Below are 24,525 nucleotides of genomic sequence, written 5' to 3' on the forward strand. Positions count from 1 at the left end.
TGTAAATTAGTTGTTAAACCGCTTGTGATTCGTTTCTCAAGCGAAGATAACGACTTAGGTTAGCCCACGAAACAGCGCATGACGCTGTCCCGATAAAGGAGAGGATCACAGGTGGAAGCTCTGGCTTTAGAGCGCAAGGCTGAGATGAACCGCGAGCTGCGTGAGCGGCTTATGGTGTTGAAGAAGGAACGTAATGCCATTATTCTTGCCCATTATTATCAACGTGACGAAGTACAGGAGGTTGCCGACTTCCGTGGAGATTCGTTTCTGTTAGCCCAGAAGGCAGCACAAACAGATGCGGATGTGATTGTTTTCTGTGGTGTTCATTTTATGGGTGAAAGCGCTAAAATTCTTGCGCCAAATAAAACAGTTATTATCCCGGACGAGCGTGCGGGCTGCCCAATGGCAGATATGGTGAATGTGGATGGACTACGCAAATTGAAAGCACAACATCCTAATGCCAAGGTGGTTACGTATATCAATTCCTCGGCAGAGATCAAGGCAGAAACTGACATCTGTTGTACATCGGCGAACGCAGTCCGGGTTATTCAATCGGTGGATTCCGACGAGATTATCTGGGTACCGGATAAAAACCTGGGACATTATGTGCAGCAGCATACAGACAAGAAAATGATTATCTGGGAAGGTTACTGCAACACTCACGATATGCTTACAGTCAAAGATGTGGTGGAGATGAGAGCCAAGCATCCAAATGCAGAGTTTGTTGTCCATCCAGAGTGTCGCCCTGAGGTTGTGGAAATGGGTGATTTTGTAGGCAGCACAACAGCTATTCTGGAGTATTGCAAAAATTCATCAGCGAAGGAATTTATCGTAGGTACCGAAGATGGTACAGGATATCAGCTTCGTCTGGATAGTCCGGATAAACAGTTCCACTTTGCTACCAAGTTCCTCGTATGTCCCAACATGAAGGTAAACAACTTGAAGAAACTGGTGAAATGCCTGGAAACGATGAAGCCACAAATCTACGTTCCACCGGCCGTTGCCGACAAAGCCAGAGAATCACTAGAGCGCATGTTGTTGGTAAAGTAGGATGCGCTACTCTTGCTCCAAGACAGGTGAATAACATGATACCGCAATATTTAGTTGATTTTGATCTGTCTGCGCTACCCACGGTAGAGACGGATGTACTGGTTATAGGCTCAGGGATTGCTGGTTTGTTTACTGCCATTAAGGCAAGTGAACAACAACGTGTATTAATGATCACTAAGAAGTCATTACTTGAAAGTAACACCAGATATGCGCAGGGAGGCATCGCTGCGGTTATTGCTGAGGATGATTCACCTGCTTACCACTTGCAAGACACACTTGTAGCAGGAGCGGGCTTATGCCGCTCCGAAGCGGTAGAGGTATTGGTGAATGAGGGTCCGGACGGAGTGAAGGAACTGATTCGTTTGGGTACTTTATTTGATCTGGAGAACGGCGAGTTGGCGTTGACGCAGGAAGGTGCGCATAGCCACCGCCGTATTTTGCATGCCAACGGAGATGCAACGGGATATGAGATTGTACGTGCGCTTGCTGTTGAAGTGAATGAGCATCCCGGGATTGAAGTATGGGATGAGCATTTTGTTGTTGACCTGATTACAGATCGAGGGGAATGCATTGGCGCTCTGGTTCAGAAGGATGACGGATCGCAAGTGTTTGTGAAGGCACAGGCAACCGTTCTTTGCTCTGGTGGGGCAGGACAACTGTACCGATACACGACGAATCCGGATGTAGCTACTGCCGATGGTGTAGCCATGGCTTATCGGGCTGGGGCTATTGTTCGTGACATGGAATTTATCCAATTCCACCCCACCTCTCTTTGTTACCCTGGGGCCCCGCGCTTCCTTGTGTCAGAAGCCGTACGTGGCGAAGGAGCATATTTGCGCAATGTGAAGGGTGAGCGCTTCATGGATCGTTATCATGTCCAGCTTGAACTGGCCCCACGCGATATCGTGGCACGAGCGATTGTTAGTGAGATGGAGTCCACCAACAGTACCTTTGTGTACTTGGACATTACACATGAACAGCCAGAGATGATCAAGCATCGGTTCCCTACCATATATGAGACTTGTATGCGTTATGGATTAGACATGACAACGGACTGGATTCCGGTTGCACCTGCTGCCCATTACATGATGGGTGGAGTGAAAACGGATTTAAGTGGAGAGAGCAGCATCTCCCGATTATTTGCTTGTGGCGAGGTGTCTTCTACAGGAGTGCATGGAGCCAACCGTCTGGCAAGCAACTCCTTGTCAGAAGCGATTGTATTTGGGCGGAGAATTGTTGATCGTATTCAATCTCTACCTGCGCTTGGTTTATTACAAGCAAGAGGGGCTGCGCCTTCATCTGTGGACATGAATAACATGAATAGCAAGATCATGAAAGAGCAAAAACCTATATCTGAAAGACGTTTACGACTACAGAAAATGATGGTTCGTCAGGTAGGCTTGCGCCGGAATGGTGAGGACCTGCAGAAGGCCATGGACAAGCTGCAACAGGAATTGCAATTTTTTGATCAGACACTCACTCATAAGGAAGAGTTGGAGTATGCCAACCTTCTGACCTGTGCCTGGTTAGTTACCAGCGGGGCATTACACCGCGAGGAGAGTCGGGGGGCTCACTATCGTGAGGATTTCCCGGCGCGTGATGATATCGTGTGGCAGAAGCATAGTCTGCAGCAGCGAGAACAAGCGATTGTGGAGGAATTGATGTCATGATACTGAATGGATATAATGAAGGGCTTATCGAATCAATCAAAAACTGGCTTCGTGAAGATGTTGGTGCAGGTGACGTCACAACAAATGTGACGATCCCGGCAGGCAACCAATCCAAGGCCATTATACACGCCAAAGACAATGGTATTATTGCAGGCATGATCGTAGCTGAACTTGTATTTCAAGTCGTTGATCCTGATCTTGTATTTACACCGAAGGTAACAGACGGCGACAAGGTTGCCCATGGCACGATTTTGGCCGAGGTAGAGGGAAGTACACATTCACTGCTTACGGGGGAACGACTGGCACTTAACTTGCTGCAACGTATGTCCGGAATAGCTACGCGTACGCGTGCCTACGTGGATGTGCTGGATGGTCTTGAGACCAGGCTCGTGGATACACGTAAGACAACGCCGGGCCACCGATTACTTGAGAAATATGCGGTGCGCGTGGGTGGCGGAGCGAATCATCGATTTGGACTGTACGATGCCGTTATGATTAAGGATAACCACATCAAGGGTGCAGGCGGAATCACCGAGGCGGTACAGCGTGCGCGAACCGTTATCCCACATACGATGACGATTGAAGTAGAGACTGAAAATCTGGAGCAGGTGAGAGAAGCCTTGCAAGCCGGGGCAGATATCATTATGCTGGATAACATGCATCCAGAGCGGATGCGTGAAGCAGTTGAACTTATTCGTGAACAGGCTCCTCATGTGAAGGTTGAAGCATCCGGTAACGTGTCTCTTCAGACCATTCGTGGTATTGCAGAGAGTGGTGTGGATGTAATTTCGGTTGGCAGGTTAACCTATTCCTTTGAGAGCCTGGATATTAGTCTGGATTTAAATGAAAAGAAAGAGGGGTGAACCTCTTTGATTCTAGTTGTAGACGTGGGGAACAGCAATATGGTGCTCGGCGTATATCAAGGCCGGGAATTGCTGCACCACTTTCGTCTGAGTACATCACGTCAGTCAACAGTGGATGAATACGGCGTATTGATTTATAATTTATTTCATATGTCCGGCATCAGGGCAAGTGACATCGAAGGTGTCATCATCTCATCTGTGGTTCCGCCACTGGTGAATGTAATCGAAGCGATGTGTGAGAAGTATGTAGGCAAAAAAGCTTTGCTCGTTGGGCCTGGTATCAAAACTGGCTTGAACCTGCGATACGAGAACCCTCGTGAAGTGGGTGCAGATCGTATTGTTAATGCAGTGGCAGCCGTTGAGAAGTATGGCGGCCCTCTCGTCGTGGTCGATTTCGGTACTGCAACGACTTTTGACTGTATTGACGAGAAAGGTCACTACCTGGGGGGAGCTATTGTACCTGGCATTCAGATTGCCACTGAAGCGCTCTATGAGCGGGCATCCAAGTTGCCTCGTATAGAGCTGGAGAAACCTAAAAAGGTCATTGGCCGTAATACTATTCATGCCATGCAAGCGGGTATTATATTTGGCTATGCAGGCCAGGTAGATGGTATTGTAGAACGTATTCGCGAGGAGATGGGAGCGCAGCCCCGAGTTATCGCGACGGGTGGTCTCGCTACACTTATCGCAGAAGAAACCCGTAGTATAGAGGAAGTTGATCCGCTGCTTACGCTTGAAGGGCTGCGTATTATATATGAGCGGAACCGAGAAAGGTGAGCATAGTGACGGCATACAGCGGGCTGAGATTACAGCTTAAATGTTGTGCCGTTTTTCTGTGTTAATACTATTATGGCGATACGCCAAAGGAGGCTGAATGACTTGGAAAACAACAACAAGCATGACCGGTTAATTCGTGGTACAGCAATGAATGGAAAGGTAAGAGCCTTTGCTATCCAGACTACGGAACTGGTTGAGGAACTACGCAGAAGACACGATACGTTTCCCACGGCTACAGCTGCCATGGGGCGTACGGTTACAACAGCAGCCATTATGGGTGCAATGCTCAAAGGTGAAGAGAAGTTAACGGTACAAGTCAACGGTGATGGTCCCATTGGACAGATTGTAGCTGACGCCAATGCGAAAGGCGAAGTACGAGGATATGTTTCTAATCCGCATGTACATTTGCCAAGTAATAGTGTGGGAAAACTGGACGTTGCAGGCGCAGTTGGAACGGAAGGTTTCATCAACATAACGAAGGATTTGGGACTGAAAGAGCCATATCGTGGCAGTGTGCCTATTATTTCAGGAGAACTGGGCGAAGATTTCACGTACTACTTCGCGCAATCGGAGCAAACACCTTCTGCTGTAGGCGTTGGTGTGCTCGTTGATACGGATAATTCCGTTATTGTCTCAGGTGGATTCATTATGCAGCTGTTGCCGGGATTGACAGATCCAGAGATCACGGCGATCGAAAATGCCATTAGTACGTTGCCGCCAGTGACGACGTTGTTGGAGCAGGGACTTGAATTGGAAGAGTTGCTTCGCCGATTGTTGCCAGATGTACAAGTGATGGAAGGATTGGATATACATTTTAGCTGTGAGTGTTCACGTGAGCGAGTAGAGAAGACGCTGATCAGCTTGGGCCAAACGGAGATGGAGCAATTAATTGAAGAAGAGGGCCAGGCTGAAGTGGTCTGCCAATTCTGTAATGAAGCCTATGACTTTAACAAAGAACAACTTGAGACCATCCTAGAGCAAGCCAAGAACTGATCTATGCGGGGACGGGATGCGGAATGACAAGACAGGAAAAAGGGTTGTGGACGGCTGTAATTGTCTTGACGCTAGGTATGCTGGTCATGGGTACGGTGATGGCTATGCATGGTCTCAGACAGGGCAGAGACGAGGCAGATGCATCCCATGATGCCAACACGGAAGAAGGAAGCACCGTAGCGACGATCAACGGAGAAGTTATCACAGATAAAGAGTGGACCGATGCGCTGAAACGACGTTACGGCAGTGAGTTATTACTCCAGATGTTAAACCGTAAAGCAGTATATGCCGAAGCAATTGAACGCAAGCTGATTGTCACTCCCCAAGAGATTGCAAGAGAACTTGCCGCCGCGATGGATGGGTACGATTCAGAGAAATCATATTTTGACGAAATGAAGTCTCAATTGGGCCTGTCAAAACAGGAACTTGAATTGGAGGCCGGCTACAGGCTGCTGCTTGAGAAAATCGCAACGATTGGCATACAGATCAAGGATGCAGATATTGAACATTACTGGACTGAACACCGTGAGGATTACGTTTCCCCCGAGAAATATGACTTGTCCATCATCGTAGTGAAGGAAGAAGAGGAAGCCGATTCCTTACTGGATGCGTTGGAGAAGGGGGAGAACTTTGAAGAAGCTGCTCGCAAGCAATCGACAGACAGCTTCTCTCGTGATGCTGGTGGGAGGCTGGGATGGATTGAGCGGAATGATCCATTCCAGTCAGAAGAAATCCTTCAACTTGCTGCCGGACTGGATATAGGCGATATTGCCGGACCGGTTCGAGTGGAAGAAGGTTATGTTATTATCAGACTTAATGATAAAGAAGAACGCCAGGTGCAATCGGCCGAAGAGGTCCGTGAGGAGATTCGAATGCAACTGGCTCTGAGTCAGGCTGATCCGTTGCCGCAGGTAGAGCAAATGCTGCGTAACAAGTATGAAGCCGTCATCCTGTCCGAGATTCCTGCCTCCTGAATGCAATGGAAAAGATTGTCTCGTACTGCTGCATCTTGATAAAAATACTCTGTCTGCGGTCTTAGGGCCAAAGGTAGAGTATTTTTTTGAGTACTCATATTGACAATAAGGGTTAACGTTGATAAGATGAAAATAATAAATACCTACTCGTTTACTCGGATATAAAGGATTTACTTATGAACAAAGAAACTTTCGGAAACCTCCGCCTGTCTAGAAATCTTAGCAGTAAGGGATAGGATCAACAGGATTTCCGCAGTTCTTCTATAACAGCTAGAGGCTACCGGCCGCACAGTATAGGTTAACAGGACTCAAGTTTTATTCATCCACTAAGGAGGGCATTCATATGGCTAAAGTAGTTAATAACGTAACAGAACTCATCGGAGGTACTCCGCTTGTTCGTCTGAATCGTATCGTACCTGAAGGCAGTGCTGAAATATTCGTGAAGCTGGAGTACCAGAATCCAGGTTCAAGCGTGAAAGACCGTATCGCAATTAGCATTGTGGAAGAAGCGGAAAAAGAAGGCAAGCTGAAACCGGGTGATACCATTATTGAAGCAACAAGTGGTAACACGGGAATTGGACTCGCGATGGTGGCTGCAGCCAAAGGCTACAAGTCCGTTATTGTAATGCCTGAGACGATGAGCTTGGAGCGTCGTAACTTGCTTCGTGCGTATGGTGCTGAGCTTGTGCTTACACCTGGAGCTGAAGGTATGAATGGTGCTGTTAAAAAAGCTGAAGAACTGCTGAAAGAAAATCCTTCCTATTTCATGGCTGAGCAATTTAAAAATAAAGCCAACGTGAAGATCCACCGTGAAACGACTGGCCCTGAGATTGTTGAAGCAATTCAATCTGTAGGTGGTACGTTGGATGCTTTCGTTGCGGGAATTGGTACAGGCGGAACAATTACAGGTACAGGCGAAGTGCTGAAAGAAGCTTTTGCTGGTATTAAAATTATTGCGGTTGAGCCAGCAGCTTCGCCAATTCTGGCGGGCGGCAAACCAGGTCCACATAAGATCCAGGGGATTGGTGCCAACTTTATCCCTGAGATTCTGGATCAGGAAATCTATGATGAGATCATTCACATTGAGAATGATGATGCATTCGAGACGGCTCGTCAGGTAGCGAAGGAAGAGGGCATTCTGTCTGGGATTTCTTCCGGTGCGGCGATCCGTGCAGGTCTTCAGGTTGCGAAACAGTTGGGTGAAGGCAAGCGCGTTGTCGTAATCGTGCCAAGTAACGGCGAACGTTACCTCAGCACACCTCTTTACAACTTCGAAGGCTAAGTCTACAAATGACAAAACCAATCCTCCTTGCCCGTATGACGGGTATGGAGGATTTTTGGCGTAATGCTTTTAAAAGGCGTGACGCTTTAGTATACTATCAGACAATAGAACTAGCGACAGATGGAGGGCGGCACACCGCAATGACACACCTGATGACAACATACGCCGACTGGATGGAGTGGGCTGAACAAGGCTGGACCATGATGCCCTATATCACCAAGTCGGATGAGGGGCCGTATCATGGCGGTTTACCGTTATCGTGGGAGGCGGCCTGGGAGCAGGCGTCACCATACGCAATTGTGCTGGAGAATGGCAAAGGCGGGAGATATACATTTCTGGGGTTAGACCCCGTATCCGTTATTTCCGGTAAAGGTCAAGAAGCGGTTATTCATGATGTGACGCAAGGAACGACCTCGACGGACAGCGGCAAGCCGCTTGATGTATTGAAGAGATGGACTGCCCCATATAGCGCACCCAAGGTTAATGGGGCTCCAGACTTTGGGGGTGGATATGCAGGTTATCTCAGCTACGATGTAGCAAGATCATTGGAGAAGCTTCCCGTCTTGGCTGAAGATAACCCGGCTCTGCCGGATTATTGGTGGATGCGCTTTGAAGAAATATGGGCGTATGACCATGAGCAGCAGGCGCTTTTCTGCATGGTTCATCTGGCTATAGAGCCTAACCGGAACGAAACGGATATCCGTAGTCTATATTCAGCGGCAGAAGCACGAGCGACAGCGATGCAGCAACGTTGGCTTCACATTATGGGATTTGCACAGGCCGAGGAACAGCAGCAGGCAATGGAACGTCGCAACAAGCGGGTCAATCGTACCCCGCAGCCTGAAGATTCGGAAAGGGAATCGGAAGGATGGGAGACCTCCTTTCCCCAGGAGGACTTTGAACAGGCTGTACGCACGGTGCAGGAATATATCAGGCAGGGTGACGTGTTCCAGGTGAATCTGTCCTTGAGACAGGAGAAGCGGCTTCATTCGAGCGCTGAGCATATTTATGAATGGCTGCGCCTTGTGAATCCATCGCCGTATATGGGTATGCTGCGTAGTCCAGACTTCCAACTGGTAAGCGGATCTCCCGAGCTTCTGGTCAAAGTGGAGAATGGCAAAGTCAGTGCACGTCCCATTGCAGGGACCCGAAGAAGGGGCCGGGATGAAGTAGAAGATAATGCTATGGCGGATGAACTGCTCAGCAGTGAGAAGGAACGGGCTGAGCATATTATGCTCGTTGATCTGGAACGTAATGATATCGGACGGATTGCAGCCTACGGTTCGGTTCATGTGCCTGAATTGATGACCATCGAGAAGTATTCCCATGTCATGCATCTCGTTTCCCAGGTGGAAGGCAGGCTGGCAGAAGGGTTATCCGTATTTGATGTGATCGCTGCGACATTCCCGGGTGGAACGATTACAGGAGCCCCGAAAGTCCGCACCATGGAGATTATCGAGGAACTTGAGCCTGTGCGGCGTGGGCCTTATACGGGTTCCATCGGGTGGATGGATTACAGTGGAAATATGGAATTGAACATCGTCATTCGTACGCTTGCCATCAAGGGTGGTATTGGTTATGTACAGGCCGGTGCAGGAATTGTCATTGATTCCGATCCATATCGGGAATACAAGGAATGCCGCAACAAGGCAAGAGCCATGATGAGAGCTGTGAATTACAGCGAAGAGGCAGAAGCAAGCAGAGCTATTGAACAAGAACAAGCGGGGCGAACAGAAGCTGTTAAACTAAAATAAAACGAAGCAACCGTCACTTGTATTGACGGAAGATGAGGAGGAGCAGGCATATGATACTGGTTATCGATAATTACGATTCCTTCACGTACAACCTGGTTCAATATCTGGGTGAACTGGGTGAGACGGTGGAAGTTCGCCGCAACGACGAGATTGATCTGGCAGGCATAGAGGTACTGGCACCTGATCACATTCTGATCTCTCCGGGCCCATGTACACCGAATGAAGCAGGCATCAGCCTGGCAGTTATTGATCATTTCAAGGGAAGCATTCCGATCTTTGGTGTTTGTCTGGGGCATCAGTCCATTGGACAAGCATTTGGTGGCAATGTCATTCGTGCGGAGCGCATGATGCACGGCAAAACATCCGAGATGCACCACAATGGGACATCGGTATTTGCCGGATTGCCATCTCCATTCACAGCTACCCGTTACCACTCCCTGATTGTCGAGCGCAGCAGCTTGCCTGACTGCCTGGAGATTACAGCGGAGACAGCTGAAGGTGAGATTATGGGTCTGCGCCACAAAGAATATGCGATTGAAGGGGTTCAATTCCACCCAGAATCCATTATTACAGACCATGGTCATCAGATGCTGCGTAACTTTTTGTCCCAACAAGTGAAGGTATAACATGCAATATGCCGCGATAAACGGAGAGTTGGTCAATATGGCGGCGGCCGTGGTTCCTGTAACGGATCACGGCTTTTTGTACGGACTGGGAATTTTTGAGACGTTCCGGACGTATCAAGGTGTCCCATATCTTTTGGAACGGCATCTGGAGCGTATGGCCTCTGGTTGTAAGGAACTTGGCATTCCATTTACAACGACCGCGGCAGAGGTGACAGATTGGATTCAACGTTTGATGGATGCGAACGGACTTCGGGATGCGTATGTACGTTATACGGTATCAGCCGGTGAAGCACCGCTAGGCCTACCTTCTGGTGATTATTCGAAGCCAAATCATATCGTACTGGCAAAAGCATTACCTGAACCATCTCCTTCTTTATATGAGTGCGGCAAAATGCTCCAACGGCTGTCTACACCTCGCAACACGCCCGAAGGAGAAGTGCGGTTCAAGTCACTGCATTACATGAACAGCATTCTGGCAAAACGGGAGCTTAATGGGTACGGGAAGCATGTGCAGGGTGCGGAAGGGTTACAATTAACCCGGGATGGTCATATAGCGGAAGGGATCGTCAGCAATGTGTTTTGGGTACGGGAAAGTGTACTCTACACGCCAGCACTCTCAACCGGCATTCTGCCGGGCATCACGAGAGCTGTGGCACTTGAGATCGCCACGCAACAAGGAATTCCCTGCATAGAAACGTTAGCTGCCTGGGAGGATCTCCTGCAAGCAGATGAAATATTTCTAACAGGCTCGGTGGCCGAACTGGTTCCGGTGACGATTCTGCGGGATCAGGACGGAGCCGAAACGATAATTAGCAACGGACATATTGGCTCGGTTACAGCAGTCCTTCTGGGTATGTACCGGCAGAAAGCGGGGTATACTTCATGACACTTACACCTGTCATCTATGAACGGAACTATACATGGGGGCCAGCTGAGTTGAAGCTGGGTACAAGAACACAGATTATGGGCATTCTTAACGTCACGCCTGACTCGTTCTCGGATGGTGGACGTTATAACAATGTGGAGCGGGCGGTTGCCCATGCCAAGCAGATGATGGAAGACGGTGCTGACCTGATTGATATCGGTGGGGAATCTACCCGACCCGGATCAGAGGTAGTCAACGCCGATGAAGAGCTCAGCCGGATCATTCCGGTTATTGAAGCATTGCATCAGCAAGCCCCGCATATTCCGATATCGGTAGACACGTATAAAGCCGAGGTTGCACGTCAGGCTATTCTAGCCGGTGCCCATATTATTAATGATGTGTGGGGTGCCAAGGCAGATCCAGATATGGCCCGCACGGCTGCAGAACTGGGGTGTCCCATCATTCTGATGCATAATCGGCAGAAGCGAAACTATACCGATTATCTGAGTGATGTCGTCAGTGATTTGCAGGAAAGCATACAGATTGCATTAACAGCCGGCGTGAAAGCAGAGCAAATTATCCTGGACCCGGGCATTGGTTTTGTGAAGGATCTCGGAGAAAATCTGAAGCTCATGTCATCGCTCGGTTTGCTCAATGAAATGGGGTATCCCGTTCTGCTAGCCACCTCACGCAAAAGATTCATCCAGAACACCCTGAATGTCGGTGCGGATGATGCGCTGGAAGGAACGGCTGCGACCGTTGCATTTGGCATTGCCCAAGGATGCCAGATGGTTCGAGTTCATGATGTGAAGCCGATTCGGCGGACGGCAGACATGTGTGATGCCATGTTATATGCTTCTCCGGGTCTACGGAGGAAATAATGCTGGCGGGTCCCGAGTGACCCGTCCAGTGGAAGCGTAGCGTTTTTCAAAGGTAAAGCAAAAGCATATCTTCAAATAGATTAAAATTTCAATATATATAGAGGGTAGGCGGATCGTATGGATAGAATGGTATTGCATCGTATGGAGTATTACGGATATCATGGCGTTTTTGCAGAAGAACGGAAGCTGGGGCAGCGGTACTATATTGATCTGGAGATTGATATGGACCTGAGCGAGGCTGGACGTAACGATGATCTGACCAAAACGATTAATTATGCGGAGATCCATGAGCTGGTAAAACAGATTGTTGAGAATAAATCATTCCAGTTAATTGAAGCTTTGGGCGAACATATTGCATCTTCTTTACTGGACACTTATACTATTATCAATGCATTGACAGTCAAGGTGACGAAGCCACATCCGCCATTCGATATTCATTTTGAGGGCGTAACGGTAGAGCTTCGCCGCACAAGAAAGTGAGAACCGATCATGATTGCACATTCGACCTCTGAATTCTCAGAGGCTTATATTGCTTTAGGGGCCAATTTGGGTGACCGGGAACAGACGCTGTTTGAAGCATTGTCTTTGCTGGATGAACACCCTCATATATCCGTTCTGCGTTGTTCTGCACTATATGAGACGGAGCCTGTAGGATATGTAGATCAGCCTGCGTTTCTGAATATGGCAGTCGCCGTACAGGTGATGCTGACACCAGAGCAATTGCTCACGGAATTACTGGATATCGAGAACCGGCTTGGACGTGTTCGTGATATTCGCTGGGGACCGCGCACCGTTGATCTGGATCTGCTCTGGATGCAAGGTGAGACGCGAGATACCGAATTACTTCAATTGCCTCATCCTCGTATGGGAGAACGGGCTTTTGTACTGGTGCCACTGTCGGATATCGTACCGGAGGGCGAGATTTCAGGTTTGTATACCTTTGTACACGCATCGTTGTCTGTACTGGATGGAAAGGATGGAATACAGCTTTGGAAAACATGCAATTGGCCAATCGAATTCGGGCATTCCGGAAGCTGAAAGGTTTAACACAACATGAACTTGCGGCCGAGACCGGCATCTCGCTGGCCATTCTGGGAACCATTGAACGGGGAAACCGTAAGGTATCACAGCAAGAGCTTGATCGAATTGCTGGTGTGCTGGCAATCAGTATCGAGGAGTTGCGGGGTAACTAGGACCGTTTCGGTTTCGCCATGTTACAACAACCAAGACACTGATCGAACTTTATATCGTGATATATACAGAATTAAAAAAGGAGTGGAACGACTACCGTGCTTAACATTGGTGGCATTGAAATGAAAAACCAGGTCGTACTTGCGCCGATGGCTGGCGTATGTAATCCGGCTTTTCGTTTGATCGCAAAAGAATTCGGAACAGGCCTCGTATGCGCGGAGATGGTGAGTGGCAAAGCCATTGTCCATGGCAACCAGCGTACACGTGAGATGTTGTTTGTAGATGAGCGTGAGAAACCGCTGAGCCTTCAGATTTTTGGGGGAGATCGTGATTCCCTCGTAGAAGCAGCCAAAATCGTGGACCAAGAAACCAATGCAGACATCATCGACATTAACATGGGATGCCCTGTGCCAAAGGTAACGAAATGTGATGCAGGTGCACGTTGGTTACTTGATCCGAAAAAAATCTATGAGATGGTATCGGCTGTCGTGGACGCAGTTGAGAAGCCGGTGACGGTCAAGATGCGCATCGGATGGGATAACGAGCATATCTTCGCGGTGGAGAATGCGCTCGCGGTTGAACGTGCTGGTGGACAGGCGGTAAGTGTACATGGACGTACGCGTGAGCAACTCTATACAGGCACAGCGGACTGGTCACACATCAAAGATGTAAAAGAGGCTGTCTCTATTCCGGTGATCGGCAATGGTGATGTCCATACACCAGAGGATGCACGCCGTATGCTGGATGAAACGGGTTGTGACGGAGTTATGATCGGCCGTGCCGCTCTGGGTAACCCCTGGATGCTGTATCGTACCATTCAATACTTAAGCACGGGTGAATTGCTTCCTGACCCGAATGGTGAAGAGAAGATCCGTGTTGCCATCCTGCATATGGATCGCCTGATCGCATTGAAGAATGAGACGGTTGCTGTACGCGAGATGCGCAAACACTTGGCTTGGTATTTGAAAGGCTTGAAAGGATCTGCTCGCATCAAGGACGTTATTATGGAAGGTACCAAGCGTGATGAGATGGTACAGATTCTGGAGAACTTTGTGAGTCAGCTGAAAAGCGAAGGCAATTTGGAGTCAGAACTGGTAATTGCCGGAAGTGCATCGTAATTAAGACTGTAAAACGTTTACAGCTATAGAGGACGTAACATTGACTTTTCGAGATCGTTCCCCTATACTTTCACAGTATAAATTCGCCATGTGCGTTAATTAAAGGCTAGTCATCAGGAGGAATATTCTATTTCTCTGGAGAACTTCATATAGTTTTGAAGATGTATGCGGGCGGAGCTATGTAAGTAGCACTGATTCCGTTGCCGTACAATCCAAATTATTCCCATGACAGGAGAATCGGTTGAGATGAGCGACAAGGAAGTTATCCTTACACCAGAGGGACTTAAGAAGCTGGAAGAAGAACTGGAAACATTGAAATCAGTGAAGCGCCGCGAAGTGGCTGAACGGATTAAGGTAGCCATCGGGTATGGAGATATCAGTGAGAACTCTGAATACGAAGATGCCAAGAACGAACAGGCTTTCATTGAAGGTCGTATTATTACTTTGGAGAAAATGCTTCGGAACGCACGCATTATTAACAGTGATGAGATTGACACCGATGTCGTTAGTGTAGGTGCAACAGTTACTGTGGAAGATTTGGAATTTGGTGATATCACAGAATATACAATTGTAGGTTCTGCTGAATCTAACCCGCTTCAGAACAAGATCTCAAACGAAAGCCCTGTGGGTAAAGCGATCCTGGGCAAGAAAAATGGTACAGTGGTTGATGTAAGTGTGCCTGCTGGCGTAATTCAATATAAAATTGTAGATATTAAAAAGCTATAGTAACGAAGCAGTTGGGCACGGTAAACAAAAGCTTCCCTAGGGAAGCTTTTTCAACATTTGAGGAAGAGTGTCCTCACGGGATGCCTGCAATGTAAATAAGGAGATGAATACAGATCATGACGGATGAAGTCTTGAATCAGGAAACCGAACTTAGCGAGCTTTTACAAATTCGCCGTGACAAATTGGACGAGCTCCGCAAATTGGGAATCGACCCTTTTGGCCAAAAATACGTACGTACCGAAGAAGCCGGCTCCATTCTGAAGAAGTATGAAGAACTGACCAAGGAAGAGCTGGAAGAGAAGCACATCGAGGTCAGTATTGCCGGACGGATTATGGCGAAGCGGGGAATGGGTAAAGCAAGCTTCGCACATATTCAGGACCTGAGCGGCAGAATCCAGATCTATGTTCGTCAGGATAGCGTGCCTGAAGACAAGTATGCGGCATTTAGCCTGCTGGACCTTGGCGATATCGTTGGGGTAACGGGTGTGATCTTTAAGACCAAAACAGGTGAAACTTCTGTCAAAGTTAAAGATCTTGAAGTGCTGTCCAAATCGCTCTATCCGCTTCCGGATAAATTCCATGGTCTCACCGACGTAGAGCTGCGTTACCGCCAGCGTTATGTTGACCTGATTATGAGCCCGGACGTACAACAGACCTTTATCGCACGTTCCAAAATCATTCAATCGATGCGGCGTTATCTGGATTCCCTTGGATATCTGGAAGTGGAAACACCTACGCTGCATACCATCGCAGGAGGAGCGGCAGCACGTCCGTTCATCACACATCACAACGCGCTGGATATGGAACTGTACATGCGGATTGCAATTGAACTTCACCTGAAACGTCTGATTGTTGGCGGACTGGAGAAGGTATATGAGATCGGTCGTGTATATCGGAATGAAGGTATGTCCACACGTCACAATCCGGAGTTCACAATGATTGAATTGTATGAGGCATATGCCGACTACAAGGATATTATGCAATTGACGGAGAATTTGGTTGCTCATATTGCACAGGAAGTACTGGGTACGCAAGTGATCCAGTATGGAGATTATGAAGTGGATCTTACGCCGCAGTGGCGCCGTGTTACGATGGTGGATGCAGTTAAGGAAGTTGTGGGTGTAGACTTCTCCGTACACATGACGGATGAAGAAGCACATAACTTGGCGAAGGAACATAAGGTTCCGGTTGAGAAACATATGACATTTGGTCATATCCTGAACGCGTTCTTTGAAGAGTTTGTAGAAGAAACGTTGATTCAACCGACGTTCATCATGGGACATCCTCTTGAAATCTCACCACTGGCGAAGAAAAATGATGTAGATCCACGCTTCACGGATCGCTTCGAATTGTTCATCGTTGGACGCGAGCATGCCAATGCCTTCACAGAGCTGAATGATCCAATCGATCAGCGTCAGCGCTTTGAAGCACAGATGCTGGAGAAAGAACATGGGAACGACGAAGCTCATGAGATGGATGACGACTTCATCCGTGCGCTCGAATATGGTATGCCACCAACAGGCGGATTGGGAATCGGAGTTGATCGTCTGATCATGCTGCTTACTAACTCCCCGTCGATTCGTGACGTACTGCTCTTCCCACACATGCGTCCTCGTATGCAAGATTAAATAAGGAACGTAGGATACGTTCATAATAGAAGAGGAACCTGCCGTTCAGTATCATGCTGGGGCAAGTTCCTCTTTAGGTTTACATAGACGCTAAAAATAAAGTTTGTCAGAAGGCCCTTGCTCACAGCACACCATTAGGGTAACACCGCGTCTTGAATTTGTTTTAACCTGTTCGTATTTTGTTAAAAGAGGTGCCCTTCATGAAGTTCAGGCTTCACTTTGCCAAATTCTTATCTCCTCCGTTAATTCTGGTCGGTGGTTTTCTGCTTATCATTGCGATTGGAACGGTGCTTCTCATGTTGCCAATCTCCAACCAAAGCGGTATGCATTTGGCGTTTATTGATGCGCTCTTTACATCAACCTCTGCCGCTTGTGTGACTGGACTTGTCGTTGTGGATGTAGGGACGACCTTTAATTTGTTTGGTCAGATCGTCATTATGGTATTGATGCAGCTTGGTGGACTCGGGTTCATGACCATGGCAACCCTTTTTGCGCTTGTATTGGGCAAGCGAATCTCACTCAAGGACAGGCTATTACTCAAAGAAGCCATTAATGCAGACAGTATGGAAGGGATAGTACGCATTATCCGCAAGGTGTTGATTTTCTCCTTTACCATTGAAGGGGTGGCTGCCGTCATACTGGCGCTGCGCTGGGCAACGGAGATGTCATTTGGTCAGGCTATATACTATGGAATATTCCATTCCGTTTCCCTGTTTAATAATGGCGGATTTGATCTGTTCGGTAACAGCTTCCAATACTACACCGGAGACTGGGTATTCAATGTGACCGCTTCTGTGCTCGTTATCTCTGGTGGACTTGGATTTGTAGTATTGAATGACCTGTTTGAGTATCGCAAACGCCGTCGTCTATCTCTTCAGTCTAAACTGGTGCTGTCTGTATCCGGAGCGCTGATTGGTATAGGAGCGATTGTGTTGTTTGTTTTCGAATTCACCAATGGACATACACTGGCTTCACTCACCTGGAGCGAGAAGATCTATGCGTCCTTCTTCCAGTCTGTCTCTACACGTTCGTCGGGAACAAGTACAATCGATATCACGGAGATGAGGCAGGCTACCCAATTTTTCTTCATTCTGCTGATGTTCATCGGCGCTTCCCCGGGATCGACCGGGGGTGGGATCAAGACGACTACATTCCTGATCATGATTGGTGCAGTGTATGCCATGATTCGGGGAAATAAGGATATTGTGTTTTTCCGCCAGCGTGTTCCGAAAGAACTGCTAATGAGGGCGCTGACCATTATTATGGTTTCTCTGATCATATTCATGATCGTGGTGATGCTTCTGCTTACGACAGAGGATGCGCCATTCCTTTCACTGATGTTTGAAGCTGCATCAGCAATCGGTACCGTGGGTCTTTCTGTAGGAGTGACTGATGAGTTGACCAATTGGGGCAAAATCATTATTACCTTTACCATGTTTGTAGGTCGGATTGGGCCACTAACCATCGCGTATGCCCTTCGTCCGCGCAAAGAGAAGAAACTGTATCGTCATCCGGAAGGCCGGATCATTATCGGATAAAAAGAAAAACCGCCAGACATTCAGAACTAACTCCTGTTATCGTAACGGGCCTTAGTCACAACGAATGTGCTGCGGTTTTTTTTGGTTTAACGACACAAGGAAGCAAGATGTAAGGTGAGAACATCGTCCATGAGCCTGCCATTCATCTGATCTGGTCTAAGCACGGTATGGATACCCAAGCCATCCACCAGTGCATACAATCTCTCGATCTCCAGTTCTTTGTCCAGATCAGGTTTGGAGAGATCGAGTTTAATCAAGTAGGTGATAACAGAACCTACAGCTTTTCTAAGTTCATCATATACGGTATTAGCAAGTCCCTTGAGTGCAGGATCGGTTTTCGATCTGGCTGTAAAAGCGTACCACACCTCCATTTCGGCCAGTTTTTCTTCCGTGTTTGGTAAGAACTCGAGCAATAAGCATTTCATATTGTCCATGGGAGAGCCAGTGAAGGACATTTGTTGGACTCGATGAGACACCCGTTCAGATACCAAATCCATAGCATATAGTAGTAATTCCGATTGAGTAGAAAAGTAGTGACGCATCGAACCGACCGAAAATCCAGCTTCTTCAGCGATATTCCGAACAGAGGCTTGTTCCATGCCATCTCTCCGTATAATACGCCATGCTGCCTCGGCTACGAGCATACGCTGTTTATCGTGATCAACAATTTTAGGCATAGGCATATTATATCACTGTTGATTATTATAGTACACACGTGCTAAATTATATTTAATACATTTGTATCAAAAAAGGAGAGGCTGAAATGATTGGTTATTTCATTATAGGTTGTGAGATTGCCTTTTGGGTGTTTGTGTTCACGGGTCTGAGTGTGAGGTATCTCCTTGGCATGAAGCGGTTAGGTATCGGTTTGTTAATGGCGACGCCGGTTATTGATCTGTTATTGCTGGTAGCTACAGTTATGGATCTACAGCGAGGAGCTACAGCAAGTATGATTCATGGCATAGCTGCGGTGTATATAGGAGCAAGCATTGCTTATGGTCACCAGATGATCGCTTGGGCGGATCGATATTTCCTATATTGGTTCAAGGGTGGAGAGAATCCTCGTAGCAACAAGTTATATGGTAGAGAACATGCGAGTCGTGAGCGTAGTGGATGGTTTAGACATCTATTTGCTTGGGCTATAGGAAGTGCTTTTTTATTCACCATGATATGGTGGATCGGAGATGCTGAACGTACAGCCGCCTTCGATAATCTGATCAGAGTGTGGGGAATAATACTCGGAATCGATTTTCTGATAAGCTTTAGTTATAGTTTATGGCCAAGAAAGGTTCCTGCTAGGAATGTTAAACATTAAAAAGCTGGGTTAGCGTGCATGCGAACTGACTAAGTTGGGAGAATCCCGTATGTACGCCCCGTATTAAATCAAACCGATTGTTAATATTAGATTCAAAAAAAGACTTGCAATGCATATCTGTACATGGTATATTCTAAGTCCGGCCAAGAAAACACAGTTTACACGGTGCAGCAAGCGAATGAAATAAGCTTCGAAAGAAACTTAAAAAAAGATCTTGCAAAGTTGGTACGGATGTGATAAGATATAAAAGTTGCTGAGGAGAAAAACACTCGGTAACAAAATAAGTTTGATCTTTGAAAACTGAACAACGAGTGAGTAAACATTCTGCTTGCAGAATGAACGCGAAAGTTTGAAACAAGCCTTGGCTTGGATCAGCTGGAGCACAAATGAGATTTTTAATCTCGTCAGATTCAAAATGAGCTTATCGCTCTTTTCAATACTTTATTGGAGAGTTTGATCCTGGCTCAGGACGAACGCTGGCGGCATGCCTAATACATGCAAGTCGAGCGGAGTTGATAGGAAGCTTGCTTCCTTGATACTTAGCGGCGGACGGGTGAGTAACACGTAGGCAACCTGCCCTCAAGTTTGGGACAACTACCGGAAACGGTAGCTAATACCGAATAGTTGTTTTCTTCGCCTGAAGGAAACTGGAAAGACGGAGCAATCTGTCACTTGGGGATGGGCCTGCGGCGCATTAGCTAGTTGGTGGGGTAACGGCTCACCAAGGCGACGATGCGTAGCCGACCTGAGAGGGTGATCGGCCACACTGGGACTGAGACACGGCCCAGACTCCTACGGGAGGCAGCAGTAGGGAATCTTCCGCAATGGGCGAAAGCCTGACGGAGCAATGCCGCGTGAGTGATGAAGGTTTTCGGATCGTAAAGCTCTGTTGCCAGGGAAGAACGCTTGGGAGAGTAACTGCTCTCAAGGTGACGGTACCTGAGAAGAAAGCCCCGGCTAACTACGTGCCAGCAGCCGCGGTAATACGTAGGGGGCAAGCGTTGTCCGGAATTATTGGGCGTAAAGCGCGCGCAGGCGGTCATTTAAGTCTGGTGTTTAATCCCGGGGCTCAACCCCGGATCGCACTGGAAACTGGGTGACTTGAGTGCAGAAGAGGAGAGTGGAATTCCACGTGTAGCGGTGAAATGCGTAGATATGTGGAGGAACACCAGTGGCGAAGGCGACTCTCTGGGCTGTAACTGACGCTGAGGCGCGAAAGCGTGGGGAGCAAACAGGATTAGATACCCTGGTAGTCCACGCCGTAAACGATGAGTGCTAGGTGTTAGGGGTTTCGATACCCTTGGTGCCGAAGTTAACACATTAAGCACTCCGCCTGGGGAGTACGGTCGCAAGACTGAAACTCAAAGGAATTGACGGGGACCCGCACAAGCAGTGGAGTATGTGGTTTAATTCGAAGCAACGCGAAGAACCTTACCAGGTCTTGACATCCCTCTGACCGGTACAGAGATGTACCTTTCCTTCGGGACAGAGGAGACAGGTGGTGCATGGTTGTCGTCAGCTCGTGTCGTGAGATGTTGGGTTAAGTCCCGCAACGAGCGCAACCCTTATATTTAGTTGCCAGCACTTCGGGTGGGCACTCTAGATAGACTGCCGGTGACAAACCGGAGGAAGGTGGGGATGACGTCAAATCATCATGCCCCTTATGACCTGGGCTACACACGTACTACAATGGCCGGTACAACGGGCTGCGAAATCGCGAGATGGAGCCAATCCCAACAAAGCCGGTCTCAGTTCGGATTGCAGGCTGCAACTCGCCTGCATGAAGTCGGAATTGCTAGTAATCGCGGATCAGCATGCCGCGGTGAATACGTTCCCGGGTCTTGTACACACCGCCCGTCACACCACGAGAGTTTATAACACCCGAAGTCGGTGGGGTAACCGCAAGGAGCCAGCCGCCGAAGGTGGGATAGATGATTGGGGTGAAGTCGTAACAAGGTAGCCGTATCGGAAGGTGCGGCTGGATCACCTCCTTTCTATGGAGAATCGTTTCCTGCAACGGAAACATTCAAATATGCAGCTTAGCTGCAAAACACTCACTCGTTGCTCAGTTTTGAGAGCTCAAACTCTCAAACAGCTTGCTTTTGCATGGAGCTTGTTCTTTGAAAACTAGATATCGAAACGAAACAAACGCGAATTAGAACATTCCTTTAAGCTAAACTTGTGCAAACAAGTCAAGTGTATAAAGGTAGTTAAATTGCTTTTGTGATGGTATCGGGTGAGAGCGACTTTTGGCTTTGCGCAAGCAAAACAAGGGAAGCGAACGACCGAAACCGGAACAAAATGGTTAAGCTACTAAGAGCACACGGAGGATGCCTAGGCGCTAGGAGCCGATGAAGGACGTGGCGAACAACGAAACTGCCTCGGGGAGCTGTAAGCAAGCTTTGATCCGGGGGTGTCCGAATGGGGAAACCCAGCTGGGGTAATTTCCAGTTACACCTAACTGAATACATAGGTTAGTGTGAGGCATACCAGGGGAACTGAAACATCTAAGTACCCTGAGGAAGAGAAAACAATAGTGATTCCGTCAGTAGCGGCGAGCGAACGCGGAGAAGCCCAAACCAGAGAGCTTGCTCTTTGGGGTTGTGGGACGTCTCACATGGAGTTACAAAGGAACCGGTTAAGCGAAGAGGTCTGGAAAGGCCCGCCAAAGAAGGTAAAAGCCCTGTAGTTGAAAGTCTGTTCCCTCCGAGACGGATCCCGAGTAGTGCGGGGCACGTGAAACCCCGTATGAATCCGGCAGGACCATCTGCCAAGGCTAAATACTTCCTAGCGACCGATAGTGAAGCAGTACCGTGAGGGAAAGGTGAAAAGCACCCCGGAAGGGGAGTGAAATAGAACCTGAAACCGTGTGCTTACAAAAAGTCAGAGCCCGTTTTAGGGGTGATGGCGTGCCTTTTGTAGAATGAACCGGCGAGTTACGTTCCCGTGCAAGGTTAAGGTGAAGAGCCGGAGCCGCAGCGAAAGCGAGTCTGAATAGGGCGATATAGTACGTGGACGTAGACCCGAAACCGGGTGATCTACCCCTGTCCAGGGTGAAGGTGCGGTAACACGCACTGGAGGCCCGAACCCACGCATGTTGAAAAATGCGGGGATGAGGTGGGGGTAGCGGAGAAATTCCAATCGAACTCGGAGATAGCTGGTTCTCCCCGAAATAGCTTTAGGGCTAGCCTCGGAAAACAGAGTCGTGGAGGTAGAGCACTGATTGGGTGCGGGGCCCGCAAGGGTTACCAAGCTCAGTCAAACTCCGAATGCCATAGACTTACTTCCGGGAGTCAGACAGTGAGTGCTAAGATCCATTGTCAAAAGGGAAACAGCCCAGACCATCAGCTAAGGTCCCCAAGTGTGTGTTAAGTGGGAAAGGATGTGGAGTTGCACAGACAACCAGGATGTTGGCTTAGAAGCAGCCACCATTGAAAGAGTGCGTAATAGCTCACTGGTCGAGTGACTCTGCGCCGAAAATGTAACGGGGCTAAACACACCACCGAAGCTATGGCTTGATGCTTTGCATCAGGGGTAGGGGAGCGTTGTATAAGGGTTGAAGGTGTACCGTAAGGAGCGCTGGACATTATACAAGTGAGAATGCCGGTATGAGTAACGAAAAGATCAGTGAGAATCTGATCCGCCGAAAGCCTAAGGGTTCCTGAGGAAGGCTCGTCCGCTCAGGGTAAGTCGGGACCTAAGGCGAGGCCGAAAGGCGTAGTCGAAGGACAACAGGTCGAAATTCCTGTACCACCGTAAGCCGTTATGAGCAATGGGGGGACGCAGTAGGGTAGTGACGCGGACTGATGGATGTCCGTCTAAGCAGTAAGGCTGATGTGTAGGCAAATCCGCACATTGTAAGGCTGAGCTGTGATGGGGAGCGAAAATTATAGTAGCGAAGGTCATGATCTCACACTGCCAAGAAAAGCCTCTAGCCAGGTGATGGTGCCCGTACCGCAAACCGACACAGGTAGGCGAGAAGAGTATTCTAAGGCGCGCGGAAGAACTCTCGTTAAGGAACTCGGCAAAATGACCCCGTAACTTCGGGAGAAGGGGTGCCCCGGTAGTGTGAATAGCACGAGGGGGCCGCAGTGAAAAGGCCCAAGCGACTGTTTAGCAAAAACACAGGTCTGTGCGAAGCCGTAAGGCGAAGTATACGGGCTGACGCCTGCCCGGTGCTGGAAGGTTAAGGGGAGTGGTTAGGGAGTAATCCCGAAGCTGTGAACCGAAGCCCCAGTAAACGGCGGCCGTAACTATAACGGTCCTAAGGTAGCGAAATTCCTTGTCAGGTAAATTCTGACCCGCACGAATGGCGTAACGACTTGGGCGCTGTCTCAACGAGAGATCCGGTGAAATTTTAATACCTGTGAAGATGCAGGTTACCCGCGACAAGACGGAAAGACCCCATGGAGCTTTACTGCAGCTTGATATTGAATTTGGGTACGATCTGTACAGGATAGGTGGGAGCCTTTGAAGCATGAGCGCCAGCTTGTGTGGAGGCAACGTTGGGATACCACCCTGATCGTATCTAGGTTCTAACCTGGTACCGTAATCCGGTGCGGGGACAGTGTCAGGTGGGCAGTTTGACTGGGGCGGTCGCCTCCTAAAGAGTAACGGAGGCGCCCAAAGGTTCCCTCAGAATGGTTGGAAATCATTCGAAGAGTGCAAAGGCATAAGGGAGCTTGACTGCGAGACCTACAAGTCGAGCAGGGACGAAAGTCGGGCTTAGTGATCCGGTGGTACCGCATGGAAGGGCCATCGCTCAACGGATAAAAGCTACCCTGGGGATAACAGGCTTATCTCCCCCAAGAGTCCACATCGACGGGGAGGTTTGGCACCTCGATGTCGGCTCATCGCATCCTGGGGCTGAAGTAGGTCCCAAGGGTTGGGCTGTTCGCCCATTAAAGCGGTACGCGAGCTGGGTTCAGAACGTCGTGAGACAGTTCGGTCCCTATCTGTCGTGGGCGTAGGAAATTTGAGAGGAGCTGTCCTTAGTACGAGAGGACCGGGATGGACGTACCGCTGGTGTACCAGTTGTTCCGCCAGGAGCACCGCTGGGTAGCTATGTACGGACGGGATAAACGCTGAAAGCATCTAAGCGTGAAGCCCCCCTCAAGATGAGATTTCCCAGTATGTAAGACCCCTTGAAGACGACGAGGTAGATAGGCTGGGGGTGGAAGTGCAGCAATGCATGGAGCTGACCAGTACTAATCGGTCGAGGGCTTATCCAATAGCAAGTGATAATTCGCATGTTTCGTTTCGAATCTAGTTTTC

General features: G+C 48.6%; 20 protein-coding genes and 2 rRNA genes. 21 read left to right on the plus strand and 1 reads right to left on the minus strand.

The features are described 5' to 3' along the window. Window positions 1–111: 111 nt before the first annotated feature. The 18 genes from nadA to MKY92_RS00405 all read left to right on the plus strand — a co-directional run bounded on the left by nadA (window position 112) and on the right by MKY92_RS00405 (window position 17,936). Window positions 112–1,050, plus strand: coding sequence for a quinolinate synthase NadA (gene nadA, locus MKY92_RS00320; RefSeq protein WP_036606114.1), 939 nt, complete (start codon window positions 112–114; stop codon window positions 1,048–1,050). Between the two features lie 35 nt (window positions 1,051–1,085). Further along, a complete protein-coding gene (gene nadB / locus MKY92_RS00325) occupies window positions 1,086–2,720 on the plus strand; it encodes an L-aspartate oxidase (protein WP_339298728.1) in 1,635 nt (544 codons plus the stop codon). Continuing rightward, a complete protein-coding gene (gene nadC / locus MKY92_RS00330) occupies window positions 2,717–3,583 on the plus strand; it encodes a carboxylating nicotinate-nucleotide diphosphorylase (protein WP_339298729.1) in 867 nt (288 codons plus the stop codon). The genes nadB and nadC overlap by 4 nt, the downstream gene beginning before the upstream one ends. A gap of 6 nt (window positions 3,584–3,589) precedes the next feature. Further along, the gene (locus tag MKY92_RS00335) at window positions 3,590–4,360 is read left to right on the plus strand and encodes a type III pantothenate kinase (protein WP_339298730.1); all 771 of its coding nucleotides are present in this window, start codon (window positions 3,590–3,592) and stop codon (window positions 4,358–4,360) included. Window positions 4,361–4,432: 72 nt separating this feature from the next. Continuing rightward, the gene (hslO, locus tag MKY92_RS00340; RefSeq protein ID WP_047844508.1) at window positions 4,433–5,353 is read left to right on the plus strand and encodes an Hsp33 family molecular chaperone HslO; all 921 of its coding nucleotides are present in this window, start codon (window positions 4,433–4,435) and stop codon (window positions 5,351–5,353) included. Between the two features lie 23 nt (window positions 5,354–5,376). Then, window positions 5,377–6,327, plus strand: a complete 951-nt coding sequence (locus tag MKY92_RS00345) for a peptidyl-prolyl cis-trans isomerase (RefSeq protein WP_339298731.1) — start codon at window positions 5,377–5,379, stop codon at window positions 6,325–6,327. 343 nt (window positions 6,328–6,670) lie between these two features. Then, window positions 6,671–7,609, plus strand: coding sequence for a cysteine synthase A (gene cysK, locus MKY92_RS00350; RefSeq protein ID WP_339298732.1), 939 nt, complete (start codon window positions 6,671–6,673; stop codon window positions 7,607–7,609). Between the two features lie 140 nt (window positions 7,610–7,749). Then, a complete protein-coding gene (locus MKY92_RS00355) occupies window positions 7,750–9,363 on the plus strand; it encodes an anthranilate synthase component I family protein (RefSeq protein ID WP_339298733.1) in 1,614 nt (537 codons plus the stop codon). 50 nt (window positions 9,364–9,413) lie between these two features. Then, complete coding sequence (pabA, locus tag MKY92_RS00360) at window positions 9,414–9,989, plus strand: aminodeoxychorismate/anthranilate synthase component II (RefSeq protein ID WP_339298734.1); 576 nt, start codon at window positions 9,414–9,416, stop codon at window positions 9,987–9,989. A gap of 1 nt (window position 9,990) precedes the next feature. Continuing rightward, window positions 9,991–10,875 (plus strand): aminotransferase class IV, encoded by an 885-nt coding sequence (locus MKY92_RS00365; protein WP_339298735.1) that lies wholly within the window; start codon window positions 9,991–9,993, stop codon window positions 10,873–10,875. Next, window positions 10,872–11,735 (plus strand): dihydropteroate synthase, encoded by an 864-nt coding sequence (gene folP, locus MKY92_RS00370; RefSeq protein ID WP_339298736.1) that lies wholly within the window; start codon window positions 10,872–10,874, stop codon window positions 11,733–11,735. The genes MKY92_RS00365 and folP overlap by 4 nt, the downstream gene beginning before the upstream one ends. 117 nt (window positions 11,736–11,852) lie before the next feature. Further along, window positions 11,853–12,215, plus strand: coding sequence for a dihydroneopterin aldolase (gene folB, locus MKY92_RS00375; RefSeq protein WP_062838071.1), 363 nt, complete (start codon window positions 11,853–11,855; stop codon window positions 12,213–12,215). 9 nt (window positions 12,216–12,224) lie between these two features. Beyond that, window positions 12,225–12,773, plus strand: a complete 549-nt coding sequence (folK, locus tag MKY92_RS00380; RefSeq protein ID WP_339298737.1) for a 2-amino-4-hydroxy-6-hydroxymethyldihydropteridine diphosphokinase — start codon at window positions 12,225–12,227, stop codon at window positions 12,771–12,773. Next, window positions 12,725–12,928 carry a helix-turn-helix transcriptional regulator gene (locus tag MKY92_RS00385; RefSeq protein ID WP_047844502.1) on the plus strand — a complete coding sequence of 68 codons (204 nt, stop codon included), beginning with the start codon at window positions 12,725–12,727 and terminating at the stop codon, window positions 12,926–12,928. Before folK ends, MKY92_RS00385 begins: the two co-directional genes overlap by 49 nt. 96 nt (window positions 12,929–13,024) lie before the next feature. After that, window positions 13,025–14,044, plus strand: a complete 1,020-nt coding sequence (dusB, locus tag MKY92_RS00390) for a tRNA dihydrouridine synthase DusB (protein ID WP_339298738.1) — start codon at window positions 13,025–13,027, stop codon at window positions 14,042–14,044. Between the two features lie 246 nt (window positions 14,045–14,290). After that, on the plus strand, window positions 14,291–14,770 hold the full coding sequence (gene greA / locus MKY92_RS00395) for a transcription elongation factor GreA (protein WP_076216743.1): 480 nt from the start codon (window positions 14,291–14,293) through the stop codon (window positions 14,768–14,770). Between the two features lie 116 nt (window positions 14,771–14,886). Continuing rightward, on the plus strand, window positions 14,887–16,398 hold the full coding sequence (gene lysS, locus MKY92_RS00400) for a lysine--tRNA ligase (protein WP_339298739.1): 1,512 nt from the start codon (window positions 14,887–14,889) through the stop codon (window positions 16,396–16,398). A 200-nt stretch (window positions 16,399–16,598) separates the two neighbouring features. After that, the gene (locus MKY92_RS00405) at window positions 16,599–17,936 is read left to right on the plus strand and encodes a TrkH family potassium uptake protein (RefSeq protein ID WP_339298740.1); all 1,338 of its coding nucleotides are present in this window, start codon (window positions 16,599–16,601) and stop codon (window positions 17,934–17,936) included. A gap of 86 nt (window positions 17,937–18,022) precedes the next feature. Here the strand turns inward: MKY92_RS00405 and MKY92_RS00410 are convergent, their stop codons facing one another. Further along, on the minus strand, window positions 18,023–18,613 hold the full coding sequence (locus MKY92_RS00410) for a TetR/AcrR family transcriptional regulator (protein ID WP_339298741.1): 591 nt from the start codon (window positions 18,611–18,613) through the stop codon (window positions 18,023–18,025). A gap of 86 nt (window positions 18,614–18,699) precedes the next feature. On the opposite strand from MKY92_RS00410, the gene MKY92_RS00415 reads away from it, so the two are divergent. The 3 genes from MKY92_RS00415 to MKY92_RS00425 all read left to right on the plus strand — a co-directional run bounded on the left by MKY92_RS00415 (window position 18,700) and on the right by MKY92_RS00425 (window position 24,482). After that, entirely contained in the window at window positions 18,700–19,251 is a 552-nt protein-coding gene (locus tag MKY92_RS00415; RefSeq protein WP_339298742.1) for a hypothetical protein, read from the plus strand. A gap of 441 nt (window positions 19,252–19,692) precedes the next feature. Then, window positions 19,693–21,245 (plus strand): 16S ribosomal RNA (locus MKY92_RS00420). A 309-nt stretch (window positions 21,246–21,554) separates the two neighbouring features. Continuing rightward, window positions 21,555–24,482, plus strand: a 23S ribosomal RNA gene (locus MKY92_RS00425). The 16S and 23S rRNA genes sit together here, the layout of an rRNA operon. The last annotated feature ends 43 nt before the right edge of the window (window positions 24,483–24,525 follow it).

Source organism: Paenibacillus sp. FSL R5-0623 (assembly GCF_037974265.1).
Taxonomy (GTDB): domain Bacteria; phylum Bacillota; class Bacilli; order Paenibacillales; family Paenibacillaceae; genus Paenibacillus.

Coding starts and splice junctions, on each gene's coding strand:
- nadB (WP_339298728.1), top strand. CDS start 1,086: ATGATACCGCAATATTTAGTTGATTTTGATCTGTCTGCGCTACCCACG.
- nadC (WP_339298729.1), top strand. CDS start 2,717: ATGATACTGAATGGATATAATGAAGGGCTTATCGAATCAATCAAAAAC.
- hslO (WP_047844508.1), top strand. CDS start 4,433: ATGGCGATACGCCAAAGGAGGCTGAATGACTTGGAAAACAACAACAAG.
- MKY92_RS00345 (WP_339298731.1), top strand. CDS start 5,377: ATGACAAGACAGGAAAAAGGGTTGTGGACGGCTGTAATTGTCTTGACG.
- cysK (WP_339298732.1), top strand. CDS start 6,671: ATGGCTAAAGTAGTTAATAACGTAACAGAACTCATCGGAGGTACTCCG.
- MKY92_RS00355 (WP_339298733.1), top strand. CDS start 7,750: ATGACACACCTGATGACAACATACGCCGACTGGATGGAGTGGGCTGAA.
- pabA (WP_339298734.1), top strand. CDS start 9,414: ATGATACTGGTTATCGATAATTACGATTCCTTCACGTACAACCTGGTT.
- MKY92_RS00365 (WP_339298735.1), top strand. CDS start 9,991: ATGCAATATGCCGCGATAAACGGAGAGTTGGTCAATATGGCGGCGGCC.
- folP (WP_339298736.1), top strand. CDS start 10,872: ATGACACTTACACCTGTCATCTATGAACGGAACTATACATGGGGGCCA.
- folB (WP_062838071.1), top strand. CDS start 11,853: ATGGATAGAATGGTATTGCATCGTATGGAGTATTACGGATATCATGGC.
- folK (WP_339298737.1), top strand. CDS start 12,225: ATGATTGCACATTCGACCTCTGAATTCTCAGAGGCTTATATTGCTTTA.
- greA (WP_076216743.1), top strand. CDS start 14,291: ATGAGCGACAAGGAAGTTATCCTTACACCAGAGGGACTTAAGAAGCTG.
- lysS (WP_339298739.1), top strand. CDS start 14,887: ATGACGGATGAAGTCTTGAATCAGGAAACCGAACTTAGCGAGCTTTTA.
- MKY92_RS00405 (WP_339298740.1), top strand. CDS start 16,599: ATGAAGTTCAGGCTTCACTTTGCCAAATTCTTATCTCCTCCGTTAATT.
- MKY92_RS00410 (WP_339298741.1), bottom strand. CDS start 18,613: ATGCCTAAAATTGTTGATCACGATAAACAGCGTATGCTCGTAGCCGAG.
- MKY92_RS00415 (WP_339298742.1), top strand. CDS start 18,700: ATGATTGGTTATTTCATTATAGGTTGTGAGATTGCCTTTTGGGTGTTT.